The sequence below is a fragment of the Pseudonocardia sp. ZF1 genome (assembly GCF_056835605.1).
In genome coordinates, this window is sequence record NZ_JAJNBY010000001.1 from 2,752,368 (window position 1) to 2,767,334 (window position 14,967).

The 14,967-nt window shown below is 75.9% G+C and carries 14 protein-coding genes; 7 read left to right on the forward strand and 7 right to left on the reverse strand.

Annotated features, from left to right (window positions below; all coding sequences use genetic code 11):
* Positions 1-43: 43 nt before the first annotated feature.
* Positions 44-499, reverse strand: a complete 456-nt coding sequence (locus ZF1_RS13450) for a MarR family winged helix-turn-helix transcriptional regulator (protein WP_476654676.1) — start codon at positions 497-499, stop codon at positions 44-46.
* 71 nt (positions 500-570) lie between these two features.
* Here ZF1_RS13450 and ZF1_RS13455 point away from each other — a divergent pair, with 71 nt between their 5' ends.
* A complete protein-coding gene (locus ZF1_RS13455; RefSeq protein ID WP_482637415.1) occupies positions 571-2,373 on the forward strand; it encodes an ABC transporter ATP-binding protein in 1,803 nt (600 codons plus the stop codon).
* 19 nt (positions 2,374-2,392) lie between these two features.
* Here ZF1_RS13455 and mdlC read toward each other — a convergent pair whose 3' ends face one another.
* Positions 2,393-3,982, reverse strand: a complete 1,590-nt coding sequence (mdlC, locus tag ZF1_RS13460; protein ID WP_405417263.1) for a benzoylformate decarboxylase — start codon at positions 3,980-3,982, stop codon at positions 2,393-2,395.
* A gap of 38 nt (positions 3,983-4,020) precedes the next feature.
* On the reverse strand, positions 4,021-4,242 hold the full coding sequence (locus ZF1_RS13465; protein WP_208825571.1) for a hypothetical protein: 222 nt from the start codon (positions 4,240-4,242) through the stop codon (positions 4,021-4,023).
* A gap of 231 nt (positions 4,243-4,473) precedes the next feature.
* Here ZF1_RS13465 and ZF1_RS13470 point away from each other — a divergent pair, with 231 nt between their 5' ends.
* Both ZF1_RS13470 and ZF1_RS13475 read left to right on the forward strand, forming a co-directional pair.
* Positions 4,474-5,358 carry an MEDS domain-containing protein gene (locus tag ZF1_RS13470; RefSeq protein ID WP_476654679.1) on the forward strand — a complete coding sequence of 295 codons (885 nt, stop codon included), beginning with the start codon at positions 4,474-4,476 and terminating at the stop codon, positions 5,356-5,358.
* Positions 5,355-6,293: an ATP-binding protein gene (locus ZF1_RS13475; RefSeq protein WP_476654681.1), complete on the forward strand. Its 939-nt coding sequence runs from the start codon at positions 5,355-5,357 to the stop codon at positions 6,291-6,293. The genes ZF1_RS13470 and ZF1_RS13475 overlap by 4 nt, the downstream gene beginning before the upstream one ends.
* A 21-nt stretch (positions 6,294-6,314) precedes the next feature.
* On the opposite strand, the gene ZF1_RS13480 is transcribed toward ZF1_RS13475, so the two are convergent.
* Entirely contained in the window at positions 6,315-7,082 is a 768-nt protein-coding gene (locus tag ZF1_RS13480) for a PIG-L deacetylase family protein (RefSeq protein ID WP_253069497.1), read from the reverse strand.
* A 14-nt stretch (positions 7,083-7,096) separates the two neighbouring features.
* Positions 7,097-7,519: a hypothetical protein gene (locus ZF1_RS13485; RefSeq protein ID WP_357460952.1), complete on the reverse strand. Its 423-nt coding sequence runs from the start codon at positions 7,517-7,519 to the stop codon at positions 7,097-7,099.
* Between the two features lie 49 nt (positions 7,520-7,568).
* Between ZF1_RS13485 and ZF1_RS13490 the strand changes: the two genes are divergently transcribed.
* Complete coding sequence (locus ZF1_RS13490) at positions 7,569-8,732, forward strand: SGNH/GDSL hydrolase family protein (protein ID WP_482637416.1); 1,164 nt, start codon at positions 7,569-7,571, stop codon at positions 8,730-8,732.
* 27 nt (positions 8,733-8,759) lie between these two features.
* Here ZF1_RS13490 and ZF1_RS13495 read toward each other — a convergent pair whose 3' ends face one another.
* Positions 8,760-9,374 carry a DUF4190 domain-containing protein gene (locus ZF1_RS13495; RefSeq protein ID WP_482637417.1) on the reverse strand — a complete coding sequence of 205 codons (615 nt, stop codon included), beginning with the start codon at positions 9,372-9,374 and terminating at the stop codon, positions 8,760-8,762.
* A 182-nt stretch (positions 9,375-9,556) separates the two neighbouring features.
* Between ZF1_RS13495 and ZF1_RS13500 the strand changes: the two genes are divergently transcribed.
* The 3 genes from ZF1_RS13500 (at position 9,557) to ZF1_RS13510 (ending at position 14,604) form a co-directional block, all read left to right on the forward strand.
* Positions 9,557-10,234 (forward strand): maleylpyruvate isomerase family mycothiol-dependent enzyme, encoded by a 678-nt coding sequence (locus ZF1_RS13500; RefSeq protein ID WP_482637418.1) that lies wholly within the window; start codon positions 9,557-9,559, stop codon positions 10,232-10,234.
* A 70-nt stretch (positions 10,235-10,304) separates the two neighbouring features.
* A complete protein-coding gene (locus ZF1_RS13505; RefSeq protein ID WP_482637419.1) occupies positions 10,305-13,715 on the forward strand; it encodes a proline dehydrogenase family protein in 3,411 nt (1,136 codons plus the stop codon).
* A gap of 40 nt (positions 13,716-13,755) precedes the next feature.
* The gene (locus ZF1_RS13510) at positions 13,756-14,604 is read left to right on the forward strand and encodes a CBS domain-containing protein (protein ID WP_482637420.1); all 849 of its coding nucleotides are present in this window, start codon (positions 13,756-13,758) and stop codon (positions 14,602-14,604) included.
* 7 nt (positions 14,605-14,611) lie between these two features.
* On the opposite strand, the gene ZF1_RS13515 is transcribed toward ZF1_RS13510, so the two are convergent.
* Entirely contained in the window at positions 14,612-14,914 is a 303-nt protein-coding gene (locus ZF1_RS13515) for a hypothetical protein (RefSeq protein WP_482637421.1), read from the reverse strand.
* Between the last annotated feature and the right edge of the window lie 53 nt (positions 14,915-14,967).

Sequence of the window (14,967 nt, forward strand, 5' to 3'; positions counted from 1 at the left end):
CGGCGACCTGGCCGCGCCCGGGAGCGGCGGACCACGCCGGCGCTCAGCAGGGGCGGTGCCCGTCGGTCCCGTCGCGCAGGACGCCGAGGATCCGGGTCAGCTCGCGACGGTCGGCATCGGACAGCCGGGCGAACAGGGCCTCGGCGCCGTCGGCCCGAGCGGCCCGCACGGCCTGCGACGTCGCCGCGCCCTTGTCCGTGACCCGCACCAGCACCGCACGCCGATCCGCAGGGTCGGTGGCCCGCTCGACCATCCCGAGCCCGGCCAGTGCGTCGACGACCTCGGTCGCCGAGCGCGGGGTGATGCGCAGGTGCCCGGCCAGTGCGCCCGGGCGCATCTCGCCGTGACGGACGAGCGTGCCGAGCGCCCGGGCCTGCGACGGCGTCAGGCCCCAGCCCGCCAGCCGCTCGGCCGAGGCGTGGCGCAGCGAGCGCGCCACCGACCAGAACGTGTCGACGAGGTCGCTGCGCGAGGTCCTGGTCTGGTCCCGGTCCGGCACGGGAACAGACTAGCAAGCAATGCTGTTGCTGCCTCATAGTGAGGTAACCACAGCATTGTGAGGAGCGCTCCTTGGATCCCCGACCCCCGAACCGGCCCGGCCGGCCCGACACCCGTACCCCCTCCCCGGAGGAGAAGGAACAGGCCCGCGCGGTCTCGCTGCGGCGCATCGGCGCCCTGTTCGCCCCGCACCGGGGCCCGCTTTCGGTCGTCGTCGCGACGATCGTCGCCTCGTCGATCGTCGGGATGGCCTCGCCGTTCCTGCTGCGCGAGGTCATCGACGTGGCGCTGCCGCAGCGCGACGTCGCCCTGCTCGCCTGGCTCGCCGGCGGGATGGTCGCGGTCGCCGCGGTCACCGCCGCACTCGGCGTCGCCCAGACCTGGATCTCCACCCGCATCGGCCAGGAGGTCATGCACGGGCTGCGCACCGGCGTCTTCGCCCACCTGCAGCGCCAGAGCCTGGCCTTCTTCACCCGCACCCGCACCGGTGAGGTGCAGTCGCGCATCACCAACGACATCGGCGGCATGCAGTCGGTGGTTACGAACACCGCGACCTCGGTCGCGTCCAACCTGACCAACACCGTCGCGACCCTGGTCGCCATGCTCGCACTGTCCTGGCAGCTCACCCTGGTCTCGCTCGTCGTGCTGCCCCCGGCGATCCTGCTGACCCGCCGGGTCGCCCGCACCCGCCGCGCGATCACCGCCGCCCAGCAGCGGGAGCTGGCCGACCTCAACGTCACCGTCGAGGAGAGCCTGTCCGTCGACGGCGTCGCCCTGTCCAAGACCCTCGGCAGCGGACCGGAGCTGACCCGGCGGTTCACCGACTCCTCGTCGCGCCTGATCGGGCTGGAGCTGCGCTCCCAGCTCGCCGGACGCTGGACGATGGCCGTCACCCAGGTCGTGTTCGCCGCCGTCCCGGCGGTCATCTACCTCGCCGCCGGCCTGCCCTTCGCGGCCGGGACGATGAGCATCGGCACCCTGGTCGCGTTCACCGCGCTGCAGGGCGGGCTGTTCCGCCCGGTCATGGGGCTGCTGAGCGTCGGGGTCCAGATCGTGGCGTCGCTGGCGCTGTTCGCCCGGATCTTCGAGTACCTGGACCTGACCGTCGACGTCGTGGAGCCCGAGCACCCGGTCGCGGTGGACCACGACCGCGTCCGCGGGCACGTGCGCCTCGAGGGCGTCACCTTCGCCTACCCGGGCAGCGACGCCGCCGCCGTCGCCGGGATCGACCTCGACGTCCCGGCCGGGACCACCCTGGCGCTGGTCGGCGAGACCGGCTCCGGCAAGACCACCCTGGCGGGGCTGGTCGCGCGGCTGCACGACCCGACCGCGGGCCGGGTCACCATCGACGGCGTGGACCTGCGGGACATGGCCGCCGCCGACCTCACCCGGATCGTCGGCGTCGTCGGGCAGGACACCTACCTGCTGCACGCCACCGTGCGGGAGAACCTGCGCCACGCCCGTCCGGACGCCACCGACGCCGAGATCGAGGCCGCCGCGCGCGCAGCACAGGTCCACGACCTGATCACCGGCCTGACGGACGGCTACGACACCGTCGTCGGGTCGCGCGGGCACCGCTTCTCCGGCGGGGAGAAGCAGCGCATCGCCATCGCCCGGACGCTGCTGCGCGACCCGAAGGTGCTGGTCCTCGACGAGGCCACCAGCGCGCTGGACACCCGCACCGAGCGGGCCGTGCAGGCCGCGTTCGACGCGCTGGCCCACGGCCGCACGACGATCACCATCGCGCACCGGCTGTCGACCGTGCGCGACGCCGACCGGATCGCCGTCGTCGACCACGGCCGGATCGTCGAGTCCGGCAGCCACGACGAGCTGCTCGCCGACGCGGGCCGCTACGCCGCGCTGGCCACGGTGTGAGCGGCGACGGGATGGGCGCCTACGCCACGCCCGGGGCCGTGACGACCTCGACCAGCCGCGGCCCGTCGGCAGCGAACGCGTCCTTCAGCGCGGCCGCCGCCGACGCGGCGTCGGACACCGACACCGCCGGGACGCCGTAGCCCTCGGAGATCTTCACGAAGTCCAGGCCGGGGACGTCCAGGCCCGGTGTCTCCCCGGTGCCCAGCAGCCCCGCGAAGCCGCGCAGCGCACCGTAGGTGCCGTTGCGCAGGATCACGAAGACCACCGGCACCCGGTACTGCGCCGCCGTCCACAGCGCGGTGATGCCGTAGTTGGCCGACCCGTCGCCGACGAGTGCGACCACCCGGCGCGCCTCGCCGTGGGCCAGCTGCGCCCCGACGGCGGCGGGCAGCCCGAACCCCAGCCCGCCGGAGGCGGGGAACAGGTAGCTGCCCGGCTCGGTGAGATCGGCCTGGGCGACGAAGTCGTCGATGGTCGAGGTGGACTCGCAGACGTGCACGGTCCCGGCCGGGGCCGCGTCGCGGACCAGCGCGAACAGCTGCTGCGGCGGCACGTGGTCCTCGGCGCCCTGCGGTGCGGGCGGCCCGGACCGGGGCGGCAGCGGCTCCCGCCCGGAGGCGGGCACCCGTCCGGCGAGCGCGGCCAGCGCCGGGCCGACCGGGCCGACCCACGCCTCGCCCATCGGGGCCCGCGCGGCCTCGGCCGGGTCCGCGGTCAGGTGCAGCAGCCGGGTGCCCGCCGGCAGCAGGTCACCGGGGACCCACTGGTGGTAGCGGAACACCGGCGCGCCCGCGACGAGCACGACGTCGTGCCCGGCCAGCCGGTCGGACACGTCGCGCACCGAGGCCGGGAGGATCCCGCGGAACGCCGGGTGCCGGGTCGGGAACGGGCACCGCGACGCCGACGGTGCGATCCAGACCGGGCAGGCGAGCCGCTCGGCGAGGGCGACGGCGTGGTCGTTGGCCCGGTCCGCGTCGACCTGCGGGCCCAGCACCAGCACCGGGTTCGCCGCCCCGGCCAGCGCCCCGGCCAGCTCGGAGAGCGCCGCCTCGCCGAGCTCGGCGGCGGCGGTCGCACGCCGGGACGGCAGGTGCGCGGCGTCCGGGCCCGCCTCGCGGGACCAGTCGTCGTAGGGGATCGAGAGGTAGACCGGCCCCCGGGGGGCCAGCAGCGCGGTGTGCACCGCCTGGGACAGCGCACGCGGCACGTCCTGGGCCGACGCGGGCTCGGCGGCGTACTTGACCAGCGGGCGTGGCAGCGCGGCCGCGTCCACGTTGGTCAGCATGACCTCCTGGCCGACCGTGGACCGCACCTGCTGGCCCGCGGTCAGCACGAGCGGGGAGTGGGAGTAGACGGCGTTGGTGAGCGCGCCCATCGCGTTGCCCGACCCGGACGCCGCGTGCAGGTTGACCAGCGCCGGGCCGCCGGTGGCCAGGGCGTAGCCGTCGGCCATGCCCAGTACGGCACCCTCGTGCAGGCCGAGTACGTAGCGCACCCCGTCGGGCATCGCCGCGAGGAAGGGCAGCTCGTTCGAGCCGGGGTTGCCGAACACGGTGTCGATGCCGTGGGCGGTCAGCACCTGCCAGCCGGCCTCGCCGACGGTCGTCATGGGGCTCCTCGGGTCGCGGGACCCCACCGTAGGTGCCCTCAGCGGTGTGCGGCGACCCGCTCGGCCCGGGCGCCGCGGCGCACGTGGGCGACGACCAGCGGCCGCACGGCCAGCGCGGCGGCGGCCAGGACCAGGGTGACGGCGGTGGGTGCCAGCGGCACGGAGACGATCGTGGCGACGGCCAGCAGCACCATGAGCACACCGGCGAGCACGACCGTGCGCACCTCGGTCGACCGCGACTGCGGAGCGGCTCGGAACATGGCGTCCACCTCCTGATCGGCGCCCGGGCCCCTGCTCGCTCCGTGCGCCCCGAACACCGGAGTTCGGTCCGGCTAACTCTACTCCTCGGCGCGCCTGAACAACAGCGTCGGGTCGCCGCGGACCCCGTGATCACTTATCGTGTACGCAGCGTCACACCTGTCGGGGGGCCGTCGGGGACGCCACGACGGGGGTGACGTGTGACCGCACCGGTACGAGATCCCCGCCGTCACGTGCTGACCGTGCCGGTCAGCGACGAGCAGCTCGCCGAGGACGTCGCCGCGTTCCTGGCCGAGGGGCTCACGGCGGGGGAGCGGGTCGCCTACTTCGACGACGACACCGCCGGGCTGGTGCTGTCCCGCCTGGCCGACGACGGCGTCGACGTGACCGGCCCGCTGCGGTCCGGGCAGTTCCAGCTCGTCCCGGGCGACTTCACCCGCGCCGCCGTGCACGCCCCGCTCGACGAGCTGACCGGGGTGATGGAGCAGAACATCACCTCCGCCCTCGACGACGGCTGGGCCGGGCTGCGCTTCAGCGGCCAGATGGACCACGGGTTGCGCCGGCCCGGGGGACAGGTGCTCGACGAGTACGACCGCAGGCTCGACGACGCCGTCCGCGACCACCCGCTGCGCGCGCTGTGCGTCTACGACCACCTGCGCTACCCCGACGAGCTCATCGCGACGATGCGCAGCCTCCACCCCGCCGAGCTGACCGCCGCCCCGCTCTACGACGACAGCCTGCTGCGCGTCACCGAGATCGGCCCGGCCCGGGTCCGGCTGGCCGGCGAGGTCGACCACGCCAACCGGCCCCAGGTCCGCCGGGTGCTGGCCAGACTGATCGACCAGGTCGTGCGCGGCGACGTCGGCGAGGGGACCCTGACCGCGGACCTGTCCGCGCTGCGGTTCGTCGACGTCGCCGGTGCGGTCAGCCTCGTGCACGCCGCCGACGAGCTCCCGGTCAGCGTGCGGCTGCGGCTGGTGAACCTGCGCCCCGGTGTGGCCCGGCTGCTCGAACGCTGCGGTGCGGGGTTCGCCCCGCAGCTGGAGATGAGCACCCGCGAGCGGCACGTCCTCTGCCCCGCCGACGCGCTGGGCCTCGCCGGGGGTGCGGCGGAGTGAGCGGGCTGGTGCACGCCCTGTGCCGGCACGGCGACGACGACCTGACCGACCGGCTCGCCGACACCGTGCTCGACGCGCTCGCCGCGGGCGGGTCGGTGGCGACCCTGCTCCGCCCGGTCACCGAGGTCGCGCTGCGCGGCCGGGTCGCCGAGGCCCTCGGCGCGGACGCCGTCGCCGGGCTGCTGCGGCTGCGCCGCGACTGCGGGCCCGACGGCCCGTCGGGCCAGACCGAGGCGGCACGGCTGGCCCGGGTCCTGCGCGCCCGCCACCGGGCGGTCGTGGGAACCGTGACCGTCGTCGTCGAGCACTCCGCGGACCTCGACGACCCACGCGGCGCCTACTGGGGCGAGGTCGAGGCGGCCGCGGCGCTCGCCCTGGCCGACCTGCCGCTGCGGCTGCTCTGCTTCTTCCCGGCCGACCTGCCCGGGCCCGTCGCCGAGGTCGTGCGGCGCGCGCACCCGTTCGTCCTCGACGACGGCAGACCCGTCCCGACCGGCGTCGACGCCGACCCGCGCCGGCTGCTCGACGGCCTCGGCGCCCCGGTGCCCGCCGAGCTCGGCGCCCCCGCACGGGAGTTCCGCTTCGACGCCACGCAGCTGCGCGACGTGCGCCGCGCCGTCGACGAAACACTGCGCGGCCAGGGGTTCCCCGACAGCCGTGCGGAGGACGTCACCGTCGCGGTGAACGAGGTCGCCACCAACGCCGTCCACCACGGGACGCACACGGCGCGGCTCATGCTGTGGACGCCCGAGCAGGATGTCGTCTGCGAGATCCACGACGGCGGACGGCTCGCCGACCCGCTGCCCGGCCTGGCCCCGCCGGACCCGGGCCGCGCGCACGGGCGCGGGATCTGGATCGCCCGCCAGCTCTGCGACCTGCTGCACGTCTGGGGCGACGACGCGGGCACCCACGTCCGCATCCGCGCCGCCGCCTGAGCCCACCCGGGCCCGGGGGCCTCAGCGCGTGTCGAGCGCGTGGAAGGACTCCACCAGGCGACCGGACGGGAACCCGGCCCGCTTCGCCAGCGACCCGGACCACTGCCCGATCATGTCCTCCAGGCCGGTCATGTGCGCGGTCTGGCTCGCGTGCGCGCGCAGCGCCGCGATCTTCACGTCGATCGTGTCGGTGATGTCGACGTGTCGTGCCCCCTCGGGGTCGTCGGCCGGGGCCGGCCCCAGGACCCACACCTCGCCGACCGTGTGTGCCTCGTACCCGGCCTCGGCCAGCTCGGGGAAGGCGTAGGGGTTGCGCGCGTCGGGGTAGACCGCGCACAGGGCCGCCTCGCCGGTCGCGGTGTGGTCGGGGTGGCTGCCGTACATGCTGCGCAGGTCGCGCACCGGCTGCGGCACGACGACCCGGTCCGGCCGGACCTGCCGGATCACCCGGGCCAGGTCCCGGCGCAGCTCCAGGGTGACGGTCAGCCGCCCGTCGGGGTGGCCGAGGAACACCAGGTCGGTGACGCCGGCCTCGGCGGCCGCGGCGGTCTGCTCGGCCCGGCGGATGCCCGCGATGTCGCTGCGCGGCACGGCCGGGTCGAAGCCGCCCGCGTCGCCGTCGGTCACCAGGCAGTAGGTCACCGCGACCCCGGCCGCGGTCCACACCGCGACGGTGCCGCTGCAGGAGAAGTCGATGTCGTCGGGGTGCGCGGCGATCACCAGCACGCGCTCCACCCCGGTGTGCGCGCGGTCGTCGGCCGCCGTGCGCTCGTCCTCGGTCGCAGTCACCCGGCCATCCTGGGTCACGCGCCGGAGGCGGTCGTCAGCAGGACCCCCACCACGGACCCGGCCGACCACACGAGCGCACGGACCAGGTTGACCCGCAGCAGCCGACGCAGGTCCCCCGGGTGCGCGGCCGGGTCGAGCCGGCCGTGCAGCGACACCGCGGGCAGCGTCACCGCGACACCCGCGGCGGCCGCCACCGCGGCCACCCACACCAGCGGCTCGCCGGGCGCGAGGACCAGCAGCGCCGCCGTCGCGAGCCCCTGCGCGACCCACGGCGGACCGACGACGAGCGTGATCGCCCGGCTGTGCGCGGCGTGGTAGCGGGCCCACGACCCGGCCGGGACGAGCGCGAAGGCCGGGTAGACCACCACCTGCACGGTCCAGGCGATCCCGGCCAGCAGCACGGTCGCGACGGTCTGGACGACGGCGGCGATCAGCACCGCCCGATTCTCGGGTGAACCGGCGCCGCGCGCGTGCCAGGCTGCCGGGGTGATCACCACCGCGATCGGGCCCGAGCTGCTGCACGGCGTCCTCGACGTCGTCGACGGCGAACGGGGCCTGCTCCCGCAGCGGCTGCCCGGCCCCGCCCGCGCCCGCAACACCGACCCGCAGCTGGCCGGCGCGCAGAGCCAGCCGTCCGGGGTGCGTGTCGTGTTCCGCACCGCCGCGCGGACCGTCGAGCTGGAGACCCTGCGCACCCGGATCGGTCTCGTCGGTGCCCCGCTGCGGCCCGACGGCGCCTGCGACCTGATCGTCGACGGGCGGCCGGCGGGCAGCGCCACGACCTCCGGCGGCAAGCTCCTGATGACCGATCCGGCGACGGGGGAGGTCGCGGTCACCGACGGCCCGCCCGGTCCGGTGCGGTTCACCCTGCCCGGCCGCGACGCGCTCGTGGAGATCTGGCTGCCGCACAACGAGATCACCGAGGTCGTCGCGCTGCGCACCGACGCGCCGGTCGCCGTCGTCCCGACCGGTGGGCGCCCGGTATGGCTGCACCACGGCAGCTCGATCAGCCAGGGCAGCAACGCCGCGGGGCCCAGCACCACCTGGCCCGCGCTCGCCGCCCGCACCGCCGGGGTCGAGCTGGTCAACCTGGGGTTCTCCGGCAGCGCGATGCTGGACCCGTTCGTCGCCCGCACGCTGCGCGACACCCCTGCCGCCATGATCAGCGTCAAGATCGGGATCAACGTCGTCAACGCCGACCTGATGCGCCGGCGGGCGTTCGCCCCCGCCGTGCACGGGTTCCTCGACACGATCCGCGACGGGCACCCCGACACCCCGCTGCTGGTGGTGTCCCCGGTGCTGTGCCCGATCCACGAGCACACCCCGGGCCCAGGCGCGCCGGAGGTCGTCGACGGGCGGCTGCGGTTCCGCGCGACCGGCGACCCGGCCGAGGTGGCGGCGGGGAAGCTGACGCTGTCGGTGATCCGCGAGGAGCTCGCCCGGGTCGTGGCCGGCCGCACCCCGCAGGACCCGGCGCTGTCCCACCTCGACGGCCGTGAGCTCTACGGGGACGCCGACGCGGCCGAGCTGCCGCTGCCCGACCGGCTGCACCCGTGTCCCGAGGCGCACCTGCGGATGGGGGAGCGGTTCGCCCGGCTGGTGTTCGGTGCGGGGGGCCCGTTCCACGCCGCGGGCCCGCGTGACCGGTGACCGGCCACGGGGCCCGCGGGCACGGGCTCAGTTGCCGTCCTGGTCCAGCTGCCCCTGGAGGCGGTCCTCGAAGTCCTGCTGGCACTGCGCGATCGCGGACTGGTCGGTGCCCGCCTGTTGCACGCAGCTGACGTACTCGTCCCCGCCGACCTGGTTGAACACGCTGAGACCGAAGGCGACGACGGCGATCGCGATGACGATGCCGACCAGACCGAGCACGAGCCCGGTGATCGCGACCCCGCGGTTGGTGGCGGCGCCCTTGGACGCCCGGCTGATCCCGACGATGCCGAGCGCGACCGCGACGACACCGAACAGGGCGCCGACCAGGAAGAACCCGAGCAGCACGGCGAGGATGCCGAGCACCAGCGCGGCGATCCCGATGCCGTTGCGCGGCGGGGTCGTGGGCGCCCCGCCCTGCGGCCACCCCGGCGGCCCGGCGGGCGGACGGTCCGGGTAGGCGGCCGGGTCGTGGCCCTGCGCGCCGTACTGCTGCTGTCCGTACTGCTGCTGCCCGTACGGCTGACCGGGCTGTTCGCCGTACTGCTGCCCGCCGTAGGGCTGGTTCTGCTGCGTCGGCTGGTCCAGGTTGTGCGGGTCCTGCGGGTCCCCGGGGCGACCCGGGTACGGGGGTGGGCTGCTCACGCTCGTCCTCTCCTCACCGACGCACCGGGTGGTTCCCGGTGCCGGCGGTGCCGTCCGGCGGAGTCGCCGTGACCGTCGTCGCCGTCGTGTCCGGTTCGATGATCCCCAGGTGCCCGGGCTCGGTCCAGGCAAAACACCCACGGGACGGCACAGGGGCCCCGGTCGTGGTGGGATCGGTGCCCGTGAGCGGTATCGACGAGATCGAGGAGTGGACCCGGGCGCAACGCCGGGTCATCGACCTGGTGCGGGATCTGCCGCCCGAGCGCGCGGAGCTGAGGGTCCCGTCCTGCCCGGACTGGACGGTGCGCGACCTGTTCTCGCACATGGTCGGCCTGGGTGCGGACGTGGTGCGTGGCGACGAGCCCGACGACCACAACGAGGAGTGGACGGACCGGCAGGTGCGGGCGCGGCGTGACCACGACGTGGCGGCACTCGTCGCGGAGTGGGAGTCGCTGACCGGCCCGCTGCGCGACTGGATGGCGGCCCACAACACCCGCCCGCTCGGCGACGTGATCATCCACGAGCAGGACCTGCGCGGTGCCCTGCGCGAGCCCGGCGGGCAGCACACCCCCGGCCTCTACGCGGTCATGGACACGTTCCTGGGCCGGTTCGCCGGCGCGGTCGGGGACCGGGCGTCGATCGCCCTGGTCGGTGACGGCCGCCGCTGGGTGTCCGCGGGCGACGAGGCGGGGGCTGCGGTCGTCGTGCGGGCCCCGGACTTCGAGCTGGCCCGTGCCCTGGTCACCCGCCGGTCGGCGGCGCAGCTGCGGGCCTGGACCGAGCGCGGCGACGTCGAGCCCTATCTGGATGCGTTCGCCCTGCTCGGGCCGCTGCCCGGCACCGATCTCACGGAGTCCTGACCACGGTCGTCACCGGATTGTCAGCACCGTCGACGTGACACGGTCCTGACAGCGGGTCCAGACTGGGCGGGTGAGCGTGCACCCCACCCACCCCGTCCCCGCCCTCGACGACGCGCTGACCGGGCGCGCCGTCGAGCGCGTCCGCCGCTGGACCGAGCGCACCGGTACCGCACCGTCGTCGGGCTCCGGCCGCGGAGCGGACCCGACGCAGCGGCTGGCCGCGCTGATGCACGACCCCGCCGGGGTCGACTTCACGCTGCGCTTCGTCGACCGCGTCGCCCGCCCCGCCGACGACCGGGTCGCGGCCCGTGAGCTGGCCCGGCTCGCCGGGGCGGGCGCCGCACTGCCCGCGTTCGTCACCGGCACCGACCGGTTGCTGCTGCGGGCCGGCGGCCGGCTGGCGACGGCGCTGCCGCACGTCGTCGTGCCCGCGGCGCGGTCGCGGCTGCGCAGCCTGGTCGGGCACCTGATCGTCGACGCGGGCGGGCGCGGCCTGGACCGCCGCCTCGCCGCGGCCCGGCGCGACGGGCACCGGCTGAACCTCAACCTGCTCGGCGAGGCCGTCCTCGGCCACGACGAGGCGGACCGGCGCCTCGCCCGCACGATCGCGCTGCTGCGCCGGCCGGGCGTCGACCACGTGTCGGTGAAGGCGTCCTCGGTCGTCGCCCAGCTCGTGCCGTGGGACCTCGAGGGCAGCCGCGACCTGCTCGTGGACCGGCTGCTGCCGCTCTACCGGGCCGCCCGCGAGCACGGCGTGTTCGTGAACCTCGACATGGAGGAGTACAAGGACCTCCACCTCACCGTCGTGCTGTTCACCACGCTGCTGGCGCGCCCGGAGTTCCACGACCTGCCCGCCGGGATCGTCCTGCAGGCCTACCTGCCCGACTCCGTCGCCGCGCTCGACGAGCTCGGGGAGTTCGCCGCCCGCCGTGCCGCCGCGGGCGGGGCGCCGATCAAGGTGCGCCTGGTCAAGGGCGCGAACCTGGCGATGGAACGGGTCGACGCCGAGCTGCACGACTGGCCGCAGGCGCCGTACGCCACCAAGGCCGAGGTCGACGCCAACTACGTCCGGCTCCTCGACCGCGGCATCGGCGGCCCGCACGCCGACGGGATGCGCCTGGGCGTCGCGTCGCACCACCTGCACCACGTCGCGCTCGCCCTGGAGCTGGCCGACGCCCGCGGTGCCCGGGCCCAGCTGGACCTGGAGATGCTGCAGGGCATGGCCCCCGCGTTCGCCGACGCCGTCGCGGGCGACCTGCCGGAGTCCGGGCCGGGCTCGCAGCTGGTGCTCTACACCCCCGTCGTGCACCGCGGCGACTTCGACACCGCCGTGTCGTACCTGGTCCGGCGACTGGAGGAGAACGCCTCGCCGGAGGGCTACCTGTACACGCTGTTCGCCCCCGGATCGGGCGGTCCGGCGACCTACCAGGAGCGGTTCCTCGCCTCGGTGCGCGACCGCGACGCCGTCGCCGACACCCCGCGCCGCACCCAGGACCGCACCGTGTCCGCACCCGTCGGGACCGACGGCCCGCTGCCCGGGGACCCGGTGCCGGCCGGGTTCCGCGCCGAGCCCGACACCGACCCGTCACTGCCCGCGAACCGGGAGTGGGCCCGTCGCGCCGCGACGACCGCCGTCGCCCGGACCGAGGTCCCCGTCGTCACCGACCCGGCCGCGGTCGACGCCGCGGTCGAGCGCGCCCGCACCTGCGGCTGGCGCGACGTCCCCGCCGCGGAGCGGGCCGCGACGCTGCACCGCGCCGCCCGCGCGCTGGCCGCCGCCCGCGGCACGCTGCTGTCGGTGATGCTGCACGAGGCGGGCAAGACCGTCGCCGAGGCCGACCCCGAGATCTCCGAGGCCGTCGACTTCGCCGCCTACTACGCCGAGCGCGCCGCCGAGCTCGACGGCGCCCCGTTCACCCCGGACCGGGTCGTGGTCGTGACCCCGCCCTGGAACTTCCCGGTCGCGATCCCGCTCGGCGGCTGCCTCGCCGCGCTCGCCGCGGGCGCCCCGGTGCTGCTCAAGCCCGCCCCGCAGGTCCGCGAGTGCGCCGAGGCCGGCGTGGCCGCGCTGCACCGCGGCGGGATCCCGCGCGAGGCACTGCAGCTGCTGCCCACCGACGAGGCCGACGCCGGACGCCGGCTCGTCACCCACCCCGGGATCGACCGCGTCGTGCTCACCGGCTCGTCGGAGACGGCCGCGCTGTTCCGGTCCTGGCGGCCCGACCTGAACCTCGTCGCCGAGACCAGCGGCAAGAACGCACTGGTCATCACCCCCGCCGCCGACCCGGACCTCGCCGTCGCCGACCTCGTGCGCTCGGCGTTCGGGCACGCCGGGCAGAAGTGCTCCGCGGCGTCGCTGGCCATCCTCGTCGGCCCCGCCGCGACCGGCTCGGCCACCGGGAGGCGGCTGCGCCGCCAGCTCGTCGACGCCGTCACCACCCTGCACGTCGGCCCGGGAACCGACCTCGCGACGACCATGGGCCCGCTCATCGAGGCGCCCTCGGCGAAGCTGCACCGGGCGCTCACCACGCTGGAGCCGGGGGAGCGGTGGCTGGTGCGCCCGCGCCGGGTCTCGGAGACGGTGTGGACACCGGGCGTGCGGGCCTGGGTGTCGCCGGGCAGCTGGTTCCACCGCACCGAGTGCTTCGGCCCGGTGCTCGGCCTGATGGCAGCCCGCGACCTCGACGAGGCGATCGCCTGGCAGAACGACACCGGCTTCGGCCTCACCGGCGGCATCCACTCCCTGGACTCCGACGAGATCGCGCACTGGCTCGACCGCGTCGAGGTCGGCAACGCCTACGTCAACCGGCACATCACCGGCGCGATCGTGCAGCGCCAGTCCTTCGGCGGCTGGAAGGGCTCGGTGCTCGGCCCGGGTGCCAAGCCCGGTGGACCCAACTACGTCGCCCAGTTCGGTACCTGGCACGACGGCGACCTCCCCGGGCCGGGACCGACGTCCGGCCCGGCCGCGGACCGCGTCCTGGCCGCGGCGGCCGACCTCGACCCGGCCGCCCGCGACCGCCTCGCCCGCGCCGCCGCCTCCGACGCCCGCGCGTGGGACACCGAGTTCGGGGTCGAGCACGACCCGACCGGGCTGGCCGCGGAGTCCAACGTGTTCCGCTACCGGCCCGCCCCGTCGGCGACGCTGTGGTGCGGCGTCGGTGCCGCCCGCGCCGACGTCCTGCGGGTGCTGCTCGCCGCGGCCACCGCGGGGGTGCCGGTCCGGCTGCACGGGCCGGGGATCCCGCCGGGCGAGGTCCCCGGCGGGGTGCACGGCGGCGACGGGCTCGTCCCCGTCGCGGGCGAGCGGATCCGGGCCCTGGGCACCGTGCCCGACGGTCTGCGGGCGGCCGCCGCCCAGGTGGGCGCGTCGGTCGTGGACACCCCGGTGGTGCTGGACGGACGCCGGGAGATGCCGTCCGTGCTGCGGGAGCAGGCGGTCAGCCGCACCCGGCACCGGTTCGGCCACCTCGAACGGTGAGCGATGGCGGACGCACCGTCGCCGTGGTTACGGTGCGTCCATGGTGGTGCGTGCCCGCGATGTCATGACCGAACGCGTCGTCATGATCTGGGCGGACGCACCGCTGGCCCGGGCGCAGGAGCGGATGGCGGAGTCCCGGTTCTCCGCCCTGCCCGTGGTCGACCGGCGGTTCTCCCTGGTCGGGGTGATCTCGCTGGTCGACGTGCTGCGCCACCGCGACGACCCGCACGCCGTCGTCGGCGACGCGATGACCGAGCAGGTCGTGTCGGTGCTCCCGACGACGAACGTCTCGATCGTCGCGCACCGCATGCGGGTCTACGGCGAGCTGCGGCTGGTGCCCGTCGTCGACAAGGGCATCCTGGTCGGTGTGATCACCCGCAGCGACCTGCTGCGGCACCGGCACTCCGGTGGGCGGCTGCGCCGCACCGCCCGCCGGATCGGCGGTGTCGTGCCGGTGGCGCCGCTGCCGGAGGCGATGGCGCCGCGCGGTGCGGGCCGGATCGGCGGCCGGCCGACGTCGTCGCTGCGGGTCGCGGACGTGATGACCGACGGCGGGCTGGTCGCGATCCCGCAGGAGCTGGCCCTCGACGAGACCGCCGAGGTCCTGCTGTCCTACCGGTTCACCGCGGTCCCGGTCGTCGACGACCGGGACCACCTGCTGGGCATCGTCTCCGAGGCCGACCTCATGCACGGCTCCCTGGACGGCGGCCGGCGGCTGCGGGCCCGCACCGTCTCGGAGGTGATGACCCGCGACGTCGAGGTCGTGCACCCGGGCGACCCGCTCACCGACGCCGAGGACCTGCTGTCCCGGCGCGGGTTCCGGGTCGTCCCGGTCGTCGACGCCGAGGACGTGCTGGTCGGGGTGCTCAGCCGCAGCGACCTGCTCTGACCCGCGGTCAGGCCCCCGGGACCGGGGCGGCGGGAGCGGCCGGTGCCCGGACCGCGTCGCACTCCTGGGCGGCCTTCGCGACCAGCAGCGAGAACGCCACCGGGTCCTCCAGCGACTGCCCCGGCAGCGCCCCGAAGTCCAGGTACTTCTGCAGGCAGGCGAACTGGGCGGCCTGGTTGGCGGGGCTCAGCGGCGGCTCGGCGGGCGGCGCGGGCTGCGCCGACGCCGTCCCGGCGGTGACGGCGGCCAGGGCGAGTGCGGCGGCGACGGCGCCCGCCGCGGTGGTGGCGGCACGCAGGGCGGTCCTCACGATGTGCTCGCTTCCTGCGCCGGGGGCCGGCGCGGTCGGGGTCCTACCGCCCT

What these genes read in the sequence shown, in the direction of transcription:
- mdlC (WP_405417263.1), bottom strand. Translation starts at nt 3,982, where the DNA reads ATGACGACCGTCGGCGAGGCCGGCTGGCAGGTGCTGACCGCCCACGGC.
- ZF1_RS13465 (WP_208825571.1), bottom strand. Translation starts at nt 4,242, where the DNA reads ATGTTCCGAGCCGCTCCGCAGTCGCGGTCGACCGAGGTGCGCACGGTC.
- ZF1_RS13510 (WP_482637420.1), top strand. Translation starts at nt 13,756, where the DNA reads ATGGTGGTGCGTGCCCGCGATGTCATGACCGAACGCGTCGTCATGATC.